This is a genomic window from Salipiger sp. HF18 (assembly GCF_011806505.1).
Taxonomy (GTDB): Bacteria; Pseudomonadota; Alphaproteobacteria; order Rhodobacterales; family Rhodobacteraceae; genus Salipiger; species Salipiger thiooxidans.
Map to the genome: position 1 here is coordinate 1 of NZ_JAATOS010000120.1, position 10,631 is coordinate 10,631.

The 10,631-nt window shown below is 70.4% G+C and carries 11 protein-coding genes and 1 tRNA gene; 5 read left to right on the plus strand and 7 right to left on the minus strand.

Annotated elements, in window-relative coordinates; translation table 11 throughout:
• The 3 genes from HC022_RS12140 to HC022_RS12150 form a co-directional block, all read right to left on the minus strand.
• Positions 1–1,082, minus strand: a 1,082-nt coding sequence (locus HC022_RS12140; protein ID WP_167452601.1) for a folylpolyglutamate synthase/dihydrofolate synthase family protein, incomplete at its 3' end; no start/stop codon positions are given.
• Positions 1,079–1,978, minus strand: a complete 900-nt coding sequence (accD, locus tag HC022_RS12145; RefSeq protein ID WP_167452602.1) for an acetyl-CoA carboxylase, carboxyltransferase subunit beta — start codon at positions 1,976–1,978, stop codon at positions 1,079–1,081. The genes HC022_RS12140 and accD, both read right to left, overlap by 4 nt.
• Positions 1,979–2,049: 71 nt before the next feature.
• On the minus strand, positions 2,050–2,937 hold the full coding sequence (locus HC022_RS12150) for a CPBP family intramembrane glutamic endopeptidase (protein WP_167452603.1): 888 nt from the start codon (positions 2,935–2,937) through the stop codon (positions 2,050–2,052).
• Positions 2,938–3,134: 197 nt separating this feature from the next.
• Between HC022_RS12150 and HC022_RS12155 the strand changes: the two genes are divergently transcribed.
• The 4 genes from HC022_RS12155 to HC022_RS12170 all read left to right on the plus strand — a co-directional run bounded on the left by HC022_RS12155 (position 3,135) and on the right by HC022_RS12170 (position 6,009).
• Positions 3,135–3,719: a hypothetical protein gene (locus HC022_RS12155; RefSeq protein ID WP_008887076.1), complete on the plus strand. Its 585-nt coding sequence runs from the start codon at positions 3,135–3,137 to the stop codon at positions 3,717–3,719.
• 109 nt (positions 3,720–3,828) lie between these two features.
• Positions 3,829–4,602, plus strand: coding sequence for a DUF6478 family protein (locus HC022_RS12160; RefSeq protein ID WP_167452604.1), 774 nt, complete (start codon positions 3,829–3,831; stop codon positions 4,600–4,602).
• Positions 4,603–4,613: 11 nt separating this feature from the next.
• Positions 4,614–4,991: a hypothetical protein gene (locus HC022_RS12165; protein WP_167452605.1), complete on the plus strand. Its 378-nt coding sequence runs from the start codon at positions 4,614–4,616 to the stop codon at positions 4,989–4,991.
• Between the two features lie 106 nt (positions 4,992–5,097).
• Positions 5,098–6,009, plus strand: a complete 912-nt coding sequence (locus tag HC022_RS12170; protein ID WP_008887272.1) for a DMT family transporter — start codon at positions 5,098–5,100, stop codon at positions 6,007–6,009.
• On the opposite strand, the gene HC022_RS12175 is transcribed toward HC022_RS12170, so the two are convergent.
• Entirely contained in the window at positions 5,955–6,323 is a 369-nt protein-coding gene (locus tag HC022_RS12175) for a Hint domain-containing protein (protein WP_167452606.1), read from the minus strand. The genes HC022_RS12170 and HC022_RS12175 overlap by 55 nt on opposite strands.
• A 300-nt stretch (positions 6,324–6,623) precedes the next feature.
• Between HC022_RS12175 and HC022_RS12180 the strand changes: the two genes are divergently transcribed.
• Positions 6,624–6,708, plus strand: a tRNA-Leu gene (locus HC022_RS12180).
• A 110-nt stretch (positions 6,709–6,818) separates the two neighbouring features.
• On the opposite strand, the gene HC022_RS12185 is transcribed toward HC022_RS12180, so the two are convergent.
• The 3 genes from HC022_RS12185 to HC022_RS12195 all read right to left on the minus strand — a co-directional run.
• Positions 6,819–8,291, minus strand: coding sequence for a hypothetical protein (locus tag HC022_RS12185; protein WP_167452607.1), 1,473 nt, complete (start codon positions 8,289–8,291; stop codon positions 6,819–6,821).
• Positions 8,276–9,346 carry a glycosyl hydrolase family 8 gene (locus HC022_RS12190; RefSeq protein ID WP_040384612.1) on the minus strand — a complete coding sequence of 357 codons (1,071 nt, stop codon included), beginning with the start codon at positions 9,344–9,346 and terminating at the stop codon, positions 8,276–8,278. The genes HC022_RS12185 and HC022_RS12190 overlap by 16 nt, the downstream gene beginning before the upstream one ends.
• Positions 9,346–10,631, minus strand: a 1,286-nt coding sequence (locus HC022_RS12195; protein ID WP_167452608.1) for a cellulose biosynthesis cyclic di-GMP-binding regulatory protein BcsB, incomplete at its 5' end; no start/stop codon positions are given. The genes HC022_RS12195 and HC022_RS12190, both read right to left, overlap by 1 nt.

Below are 10,631 nucleotides of genomic sequence, written 5' to 3' on the forward strand. Positions count from 1 at the left end.
GAGACGGCGGTCAGGCTCGCGGCGTGGCCCGCCAGAGGCCGGAGGTAGCCCGCGATGTCCTTGGTGTTGAGCATGCCGCAGATCAGGTGCGTCGGGCGCTCCGGCAGGGTGGCGAGGTGTTTCGCCAGCGCCTCGCCCGCCGCCGGGTTGTGACCGCCGTCCAGCCAGAGCTCGACGCCCGGGGCGGACTCGACCAGCGGACCGCGGCGCAGGCGCTGCATCCTGGCGGGCCACTCGGCGCGGGTCACAGCCGCCTCGCAGGCCGCGTCGCCGAGCCCGAGATGGCGCAGCGCCGCCAGCGCGGCGCCGGCGTTCTCGATCTGGTGCGCGCCGGGCAGGTTCGGCAGCGGGAGATCCATGAGGCCGTGCTCGTCCTGGAACACCAGCCGGCCGCGCTCTTCCCAGACCTGCCAGTGCTGGCCATGTGCCAGCAGCGGCGCGCCGAGCCATTCGGCGCGGGCCTCGATGACCTCCATCACCTCAGACGGCTGCGGGCCGACGACGCAGGGCACGCCGCGCTTGAGGATGCCCGCCTTCTCGCCGGCGATCGCGGCCAGCGTCTCGCCGAGGAACTGCTGGTGATCCAGCGAGATCGGCGCGATCACCGTCAGCGCCGGGCGCTCGAAGACGTTGGTGGCATCGAGCCGCCCGCCAAGGCCCGTCTCCATCAGCGTCACGTCCGCGGGCGTGCGCGCAAAGGCGAGGAAGGCCGCGCAGGTGGTGATCTCGAAATAGGTGATGCTCTCGCCGCCGTTGGCGGTCCAGCACTCGTCGAGCACGGCGCTCAGCTCGGCCTCGGGGATCAGCTCGCCCGCCACGCGGATGCGCTCGTGGAAGCGCGCGAGATGCGGCGAGGTATAGGCGTGCACGACCTTGCCCGCGCCCTCGTAGCCGGCGCGGATCATCGCCAGCGTCGAGCCCTTGCCGTTGGTGCCCGCGGCGTGGATCACCGGAGGCAGCTTGCGCTCGGGGTGGTCCAGCGCCTCGAGCAGGCGCCAGACCCGGTCCAGCGTGAGGTCGATGATCTTGGGATGAAGCGACATCATCCGCGCGAGGATGACGTCCGACCCTTCCGTCGTCATTTCGCCGCGTCGACCTCGGGGGCCGGCAGGTCGCCGTGCACGGCGGGCGGCAGGCCCATCAGCATCCGCAGGATGGTCACCAGCTCGCCGCGCATCTCGCGTCGGTCGGTCACCCGGTCGAGCATGCCGTGCTCGAGCAGGTACTCGGCGCGCTGGAAGCCCTCGGGCAGCTTCTCGCGGATGGTCTGCTCGATGACGCGCGGCCCGGCGAAGCAGATCAGCGCGTTGGGCTCGGCGATCTGCACGTCGCCCAGCATCGCGTAGGAGGCGGTCACGCCGCCGGTGGTCGGGTGGGTGAGCACGACGATGTAGGGCAGCCCCGCCTCGCGCAGCATCTGCACGGCGACGGTGGTGCGCGGCATCTGCATCAGCGACAGGATGCCTTCCTGCATGCGGGCGCCGCCGGCGGCCGAGAACAGGATCAGCGGGCGCTTGAGCTTCTTCGCCTCTTCGGCCGCCTTGATGATGGCGTTGCCGACGTACATGCCCATTGAGCCGGCCATGAACGAGAAGTCCTGCGCGGCGCAGACCACCGGGGTACGGCCGATCTCGCCGGTGGCGACCAGCATCGCCTCGCGTTCGCCGGTGTTCTTCTGGGCCGCCCGCAGGCGGTCGGGGTATTTCTTCTGATCGCGGAAATGCAGCGGGTCGGCCAGCGGCTCGGGGACGTCGATTTCGGAGAAGATGCCGCCGTCGAACAGCGCCGTGAAGCGCGCGCGCGGCGTGATGTTCATGTGGTGCCGGCAATTGGTGCAAACACCGAGGTTGTCCGTCACCTCGCGGTGGAACAGCATCGTCCCGCAGCCGTCGCATTTCGTCCAGAGATTCTCGGGCAACTCGCGGCGCGAGAAGATCGAGTTGATCCTGGGGCGGACGTAGTTGGTGATCCAGTTCATCGCTTGCGCTCTTAACGGCCTCGTGTTGGGCGGTGATGTATGCCCCCGAGCCGGGGATTGCAATCGCGGGCTCAGACCCGGAGCGCGAGCCGGGCCGCAAGCCAGCTCAGAAGGATCCCGGCAAGGTCCAGCGGCAGCAGCGCGCGCATCGCCGCCTCGTCGCCGGTGCCGAAGGGCAGCAGGTAGAGCGCCAGCCCCGACATCACCCCCTGCGGCGACATCAGGGCGATCGCCACGACGTTGTTCACGAGGTGCATCGCCAGCGCCGGGCCGAGCGTGCCGGTGCGGGCGGTGAGATCGGCTGCGGCGACGCCGAAGCCGAAGGCCCAGAGCGCCACCAGCAGGGCGTTCTCGCCGTACATGTCGGGCGACCAGTGGCCGAGCGCGAAGAGCGCCGAGGGCAGCACCAGCCACGCCGCCGGGTGCGCCATCCGCGCGCCGAGCTGCGATTGCAGGTAGCCCCGGAACAGCAGCTCTTCGCTGCCGGTCTGCACCAGCAGCGCCAGCAGGGTGACCGGCAGCAGCGCCAGCCAGCGCCCGGCGGGCATGGCCAGCGTCATCTCGCCGGCCATCGGCCAGGGCGGCATCGCGAGCGCCGCCAGCGTCACCGCCCCCACCGCGACGAGGCAACGCAGGAACTGCGGCACGAACAGCGTCCACGGCCCGAGCAGGCTGACCGCCCGGCGCCGGTGCATAAGCTGCGCCGCGAACAGCGCCGCCACGCCCATGGCGCCCATGTTGAGCAGCAGCACCAGCATGCCCAGCGGCGTGTCGCCCGCCCGCATCTGGGCCATCATCGACCAGTAGGCATCGTCGGGCAGCAGCGCCGCCGACAGCGCCATGAAGGCCTGCTGAAGCCCGAAGGTCACCACCAGCACCAGCACGATGCCAAGCACCAGCCGCCAGAGCTCGGTGCGCCCGGCAGCGGCGGTCATCAGGGCAAAGGGACGATAGGGCATCACGCGCTCCCGGGCTCGCAAGGGGGCACCGGGGGCCCGGCGCGCGCCTCCGGTCTAGGCGGCAAGCTGCCGTGCCGCAAGCGGGGAAACCGCCGGTGGCGCCACGGTGCGCCGAGCTCCGCCCATTCTTTTCTTGTTCGCATGCAATGGCTTCGGTATCCGGTACCGGACCAGGGATGGATCGGAGACCGCACGCAATGACCCGCAAGAGGTGCCTGCCGGGGCTGATCCTTCTGTTTTGCCTCGCCGGCTGCATGCCGCCCGGAAGCGGGACCGGCGGCCCGCCCCCGCTGGCGCGGACCGCGCTTGCCGACGGTGCCGTGGTGGTCGCCGGGGCCGAGGGCTACTGCATCGACCCGGTCACCCTCTCGCGCCGCAAGGACCGCGACTTCGCCGTCATCGCGTCGTGCAACATCCTCTCGGGCGGGACCACCGGCCGCGTCGTGGCGCCGGTGATGATCACCGTGACCGTGGGCACGCTCGACCCGACGCCGACCTTGCCCGCCCCCGCCATGCTGGCGCGGGAGGCCGGTCAGACGCTCGTGCGCGGCGACACCCGCAACGGGCTGGTGGTGGCGCAGCTCGCCGGCGGCGGCAGCGACCTGCTCGAAGGCGGCGACCCGCGCTACTGGCGCGGCGCCTTCGTGCAGAACGGCCATATGGTGGGGCTGGCGCTCTACGCGCCGCAGGGAAGCGTCCTTGCCGGGCCCGACGGGGCCGCGATGCTCCGCGCCGTGCACGAGCAGATCGGCCGCCTGAGCCCCTCAGGCCTGACCCAGTGACGCAGGGCGGGATCTTTGCCCGTTTATTCCATCACAGGGATTTGTCATAACACTGGCAAGGACCGCCAGCGACAAGGCGGCCGCTGACACGGGGCCACGGGCGAGGGCAATGGCAGGCATCGGCGAAGGGTGGATCGGCCGCGCGCTATCGGCGGCGGTGCTGCGGCGGTGGGGGGCCGCGGCGCGCAACGCCCAAACCGAGGACCTGCCGCGGCCGCGGCGCCAGCGGGCCGCGGCACGCCGGCCCCGCCAGCCTCTCCACCGGCTCATCCACGTCGCCGACGGGCGGCTCGCGCTGCCGGTGCTCGGCAACCAGACCTTTCCGCGCCTGCCGGACAGCGACTGGGCCTGGCGCCCCGAGCTCTGGCGCGGCCCGCTGCCCCTGCCCGGCCTCTCCTCGGTGCCCAGCAAGGAAAAGCTTGGCTGCGAGGTCACGCTCTTCCACGACTGCCCCCGGTCCGAGATCGCCCTGCGCCAGCTTCGCAACACGCGCGAAGCCGACCTCGCCGCCTACGGGCTGCGGCTCGAGGTGTTCCGCTTCGATGGCAGCTACCTGTCGCTTGCCATCGACCTGCCCGAGAGCGCGACCCACGGCCTCAGGCGCAAGCACCTGATCCGCGTCGACACCATCGTGGAGATGGAGAAACCGCTCGAGATCTTCGCCCGCCTCAATATCCGCCACGGCCCCAATACCGAGCAGATCGTGCGCGAGCTGCCGCTTCACGAGGACAAGGTCCTCGTCGAGTTCGACCTCGCCTACACCAAGCTCAACGAGAAGCGCGTGGACCGCATGTGGCTCGACCTGATCTTCGAGACCCCCGGTATGAACGAGGTGATCCTGCGCGATCTCACCTTCAGCCGCCGCCCGAGAGCCGAGCTTTGACGGAGTCCCCCATGAGCGCCTATGCCCTGACCAAGACCCTGTTCCGCGAAGGCGTCTGGGAGGGCCTTCTGGCGGCCTCCAGCAAGGACGCGCCGCCGCCCGAGATCACCGTGAGCCTCAACGGCGCGCCGGTGCGCGGGGTCACGGTGGCGCAGGCGGGCGAGCCGGGGCGCTGGGTCGTCGAGATCCCCATCCCGGTCGAGGCGGTGGGCGACGGGGTGCAGACCTTCCTGATCCAGGACGCGTCCTGCGGCGAGACGCTCGACAGCTTCACCCTAATCGCGGGCGAGGCGCTCGGCGACGACATCCGCGCCGAGATGTCGTTGCTGCGAGCCGAGCTCGACATGCTGAAGCGCGCCTTCCGCAACCACTGCCGCGAGACCGGCTGAGCCCCCGCGGCCCCCCTTGCGGGATCTCTGACAAAGGCCTGCCAGCGGCAGTTGCACACACCCGCGTGAGCGGTCACAAAGGCCCGATTGGTATACCGGAGAGCCCATGTCCCCCCTGCGCGGCATCGCCCTGAAACTCACCGCCGTCATTCTCTTTGTCGTCATGGCCTCGCTGGTCAAGGCCGCCTCGGCGATCCCCACGGGCGAAGTGGTGTTCTTCCGCTCGTTCTTCGCGCTTCCGGTCATCATCGTCTGGCTGCTCTGGCGCGGCGATCTGGTCGCGGGGCTGCGGGCGAACCGGCCCGAGCTGCACGTGCTGCGCGGCGTGGTCGGCGTGGGTGCCATGGGCTGCAACTTCGCGGCGCTCACCATGCTGCCGCTGCCCGAGGTCACAGCGCTCAGCTACGCCGCGCCGCTGCTCACCGTGGTCTTCGCCGCGGTTCTGCTCAAGGAGCGGGTGCGCCTGTTCCGGCTCTCGGCCGTGGGCACCGGGCTTCTGGGCGTCGGGCTGGTGCTCTGGCCGCTGCTGACCGTCTCGAGGGTGGACGACACGGCGCTTGTCGGTGTCGCCTTCATCCTGACCTCGGCGACGCTGACCGCGCTGGTGCAGATCCACATCCGCCGCATGGTGCGGACCGAGCAGACTTCGGCCATCGTCTTCTACTTCTCGCTCACCTCGACGGTGCTTGCGCTCTTCACCCTGCCCTTCGGCTGGGTGGTGCCGACGCCGGCCGAGGCGGCGATCCTCGTCGGCGCCGGGGTGTTCGGCGGGATCGCGCAGATCTGCCTGACATCGGCCTACCGCCACGCCGAAGCCACGCTGCTGGCGCCCTTCGACTACGCCTCGATCCTCTTCGCGATCCTCATCGGCTACGCGTTCTTCGCCGAGGTGCCGACGGTCCAGATGATACTCGGCTCGTCGGTGGTGATCGCCTCGGGCGTCGCCATCGTCCTGCGCGAACGCTACCTCGGCCTGAAGCGCGTCCGGGCACGGCCCAACATGACGCCGCAAGGCTGAGCCCTCAGGCGGGGACGGGCCGAGGCGAGCTCCAGCCGGTCGGCATACAGGATGCGCGGCGCGTCGAAGAGCCGTTCGACAAAGGTTGCGTGATGCGTCCCGACACTGCGAATGACCTCGCCGTCCACGAGTTGCGAGATCGGCACCAGCGCCCTTTCGGCCCCGACGAGGACCCGCTCCCGCAAGTCGCGCAGCAGAATCTTCTGCGTCGCGGACAGCAGGACGTCGGCCTCGGGGCGGGCATGACCAAGCGCCCCCGCGCGGGTCGCGATGCGCTCGGCCCGCGTGGCGTGGTGGCGCAGACCGCGCGGCACCGCTGTCCTCGGTGATGACCCTATCGCCGGGAGCCGAATGTTTCTCCGGCAGCGCCCCGCCGGTGGTCAGGACGATGGCGCCCGCGACCAGCGCATTGACGCCGGGCGCTGACGCGGGGAGTTTCGTGAGGGCTGCGTCGTTCCGTCCGGGCGTGGGGGACATGGGCGCAATCCTGATCCCTTCTGCCACCCTGTTGTGTGCCGGCACCGGAGGAGATTCCGTGAACGTCCCACGTTCTTCCACGGAACATTTTCCACTCGCCATGGCCCCGGCGCTTTGCTAGATCTGCGCGGCATCATGCGGGTGTGGCGAAATTGGTAGACGCACCAGATTTAGGTTCTGGCGCCGCAAGGCGTGGGGGTTCAAGTCCCTCCACCCGCACCAATCCGGCCGCAAGGTCGTGGATTTCCTGAAAATAGAGACCAGCGCGCGGCCAGCGGCACGGATCTGCGCCGCGGCGGGCCGCCTTCCGGGACGGCCCCGCCTGAGGTCCCTTAGCGCAGCGCGGTCGACAGCGCCGCGCGGGTTTCTGGCGTGGCGAGCTGGTCGTGCAGGCGCTGGAACTCCGCCGCGGCCTTGGCCTTCTGACCGGAGTTCAGGTAGGCGTAGCCGCGCAGCATGGCGAGGTCGCGACGGACCCGGCCGGTCAGACGCTCGTACTCGTTGAAATAGCCGATGGCGCGGCGGTATTCGCCGCGGTTGTAGGCCGCGACACCGCGGGCATCGAGGATCTCGGATTCGACCTCGAGCCGCTGGTCATAGGTGAAATCGGTGCTGGCGGCGACGGCGGCGGCCTCGTTGACCATGCGCAGGCGCATCATGGTCAACGCCATGCCATAGGCCGAGTCGCGGCGCAGCGTGGCGTTGCGGGCGTTGGCGGTGGCGCTGCGGAAGTCGCGGAGCGCCTGCATCGGGCGACCGGCGTTGAAGGCGCACCAGCCGCGCTGCGAGATATCCTCGGCCGCACGGGCATTGGCGGTGAGCGCGAGGCAGGTCTGCCAGTCGCCGGCCTGCGCGGCACGCGCGACGCTGGGCGAGACCGCGCCTCCGCCTCCGCCTCCCCCGCTGCCGCTACCGCTGCTCGCGCCGGTGGAGGCCGGGGCGCTGCGGCGCACCGGAACCACGCCGAGGTTCGCAGGCCGCGCCGAGGGGCGCACCTCGGGCGTCGGCGCCAGCGGCACCTCGAGCGCGGTGAGCGGCGCGTTGCTCAGCGGCACGCCGGGCAGTTCGCGCGGATCGGCCCCGAGGCCCGCGCGCAGGCGGTTCTCGACCACCGAGAGCCGCCCTTCGGCATCGGGAACCCGCACCCGCATGGTATCGGCGAGCTCGGCCAGCTGCGTGGCGTTGGCCGAGGCCGCGGATTTCTCGAGCGTCGCGATCAGCACGTCGACATCGGTGCAGCTGCCCGCGATGCCGCGGTAGACGACCAGCGCCGAGGCTGCATCGCCAAGCGCCTCGTATTGCTCGGCCAGCTGCCAGGCGTTGTTGACCCGCTCGCAGCTCAGCAGCGCGGGGGTCGAGCGGGCGATGCGGATCGCCGCCTGGCGGTTGCCCGCCAGCACCGCCTGATTGAACTCGGACTGCGACTCGGCCAGCGACAGGGCGGTCAGCAGGTCGGAGGACGGCGACCAGTCGGGGTACTCTCGCCCGGTGTCGGCGATGGCCTCGCGGGCGCCGGCGTAATCCTCGTCGGCGATGAGGCTGTAGATCCGTTCGATCGCCTCGGAGGGCACCGTCTCGTCGAGCGCATCAAGGTCGGCGGGCGGCGTCCAGGCCGGGAACTGGATCTGCAGGCGCCGCAGCTCGGACTGGATCGCCTGCTCGTTGTTCTCGTTCATGTAGAAGCGCAGGGCCTGCAGGTCGCGCTCGTCCGGCTCCTGCGCGGCGGCGACCAGCGGACAGAGCACCAGCGCCATCACGAGCGCTGCGGGGCGGAGAAGGGTGCGGAAGGTCATATCGGAAGGCATCGCGGTTCGGCCTCCATCTGCGCGATCATGGAGAAGAGGTGCAGCGTGGCGGGGTAATAGGGATCGGACGGCACGTAGGGCGGGATGCCCGAGCCCACGGTGGCCTGCGTCGCGCAGTCGGCGAGCGCGGCGACCGCCGCGTAGCCGGCGTTGTGGCTGGTGGTCTGGATCGAGCCGTCGTCGCGGCTGATGATCGTCGCGACCTCGCCCCGCGGGGCGCCACGCTGCGCCTCGGCATAGCGCCTCACCGCGAGGTGCGAGCCGTGGCCCGACCAGACCAGGAACAGCGGCACCCGCATCGCCTCGTAGCCCGCGTCGAACGAGAAGCCCTGCGCCGAGCGCACGCCCGAGGCGGTGATCTCGACCCAGTCGGGCACCACGCCGCCGTAGGCGAGCTGTTCGGCCACCGCGAGCCCGCTCGACGCGGCGGCGGAAAGATCGGGTTCCGAGAAAGCCTCGGCCAGTTCGGTCATCGCCAGCGGCATCGCGTAGGACGGGTTGTAGATGAGGCCCTGCGGGGTCTGGAACCCGTGCACCGCCGGCAGCAGCAGGGGTTGACCGGTGCCCGGGTGCGCCGTCACGCAATTGGCGACGAGATCGCGGGTGATCTGGCCCGCGCGGGTGCGGTACTCGGCATTGCCGAAGCGTTCCGCCCCCTTGAGCAGCGCCCAGGCGCGGAAGAGGTCGCCGTCGCTGGCGTTGTTGGTGTCCGGCACCCGCTCGGGCTGGTCCGCCATCCAGCGCCAGGCCATCAGGTTGTCAGGCCGGATCGCGAGGTTGATGCGGCTCCAGTTCTCCATCTCGGCGAAGGCGCGGGCATCGCCCGCGAGCGCCGCGAGCAGCATGCCGTAGCCCTGCCCCTCGGAGTGGCTGGCATTGCGCTGAAGCTGGTCGACAACGCGCCCGGTGACATCGAGATTGGCGTCCCGCCATGCCGTCCAGACAGATTTGAGCTGCACGGGATCTACCTGTCCGAGCGCCCAGGCGCCGGGTGCTGTGGCCATCGAAAGCCCGGCCAGGGTGCCGAGCCCGGCCAATATGGCCCTTCGTTTCATCAGTTTCTCCGTCGAGCCAGCACGGCAATAATCATGCCGACGATTGCTGAACACAGGGTGAATGCCATAATGATCGCAATGAAAGACCACGGTTGAGAGCTTGCGAAGTTCCCTGCCACCGCCCTCAGGTTTTTCAATGAAAGTCTCTCATGCAAGACTAGCCGACGCTGCGGAGAAATCCAGTTCTGCCAGCCAAGCTCCTGAGAATAGAGAGACACTTGCCCGCGCGGGCCGTCGATCGACCAGCGCGCCTTGGCCAGGGTCTCGACGATGCGCTGCGGGTCGGCCTGCGCGCCGAGGATCAGCCACGCCTGCGCGGGAGCGTCGGGATCGGGCTGCAGCAGCACCGCCTCGCCCTCGCGGGTGGCGAGCCATTCCTCGAGCGGCGGCGCCTCGCCCCGCCAGAGCGCCTCGACCCCGGTGCCGATCTCGCGCGGGAGCCGCAACAGGCGGTCGGGGTTCAGCACCGCCTTGAGCCAGCCGTTGGCCTCGACCTGCTCCCAGGCGTCGGGCTCTTCCTCCTCCACCGGCGCGGTGGCGGCGGGGGCGGTCAGCACGATGCGCATCGCCGCCAGCTGGTCGTTGGCGAGCGTGCCCTCGAGCAGCGAGATGTCGCGCGGCGTGGCGATGGTCAGGCCGAAGCCCGGGCGCACGGCGTCGTTGTCCTCGTCGCTGCCCTCGCGGTCGTAGAGCGCTGCGATCTGCGGCAGCAGCCCCTCGGGCAGGCGGGCGCGCGCGGTGTCGGTCATGGTGATGCCCGACGGCTCGAGATTGGCCATCACCCGCTCGATCCCGGGCAGGCTCATGGCGGGCGAGTCGGGGACGTAGACCGTGGGGCGGGTCGAGATCTCGAAGGCCGGGGTGCTGCGCGGCTCGCAGGCGCTGTCCGGCGGATCGCCGGGGATGAGCGCCTCGAAGTCGATGCGGTTGAGGCCCGGGTTCAGCAGCGCCGCGCCGAAGTCGACCGGCAGGACGGGAAGCACCTGCCCCGCCACCTCCGGCAGGTCGAGCGGCAGCAGGCGGACCGTGGTGCCGTTGACCTTGACCAGCATCAGCGAGCCTTCGGGCAGGCCGGTGTCGTAGCGATACAGCAGACGCATCCGTGCCTTCTGCGAAGCCAGCAGCAGCCAGTCCGGGGGCAGCCGGAAGGTCACGCCGCGCCGGATGTAGCGCCCCTCGCCGCGGATGTTCTCGACTCCCATGGACTCGAAGGACACCTGCTTGCCGGGGGTGAGGTGGGGCGGCGCCTGCTCGATGCTGCCCTCGGGGATCGCGGCCAGCAGGG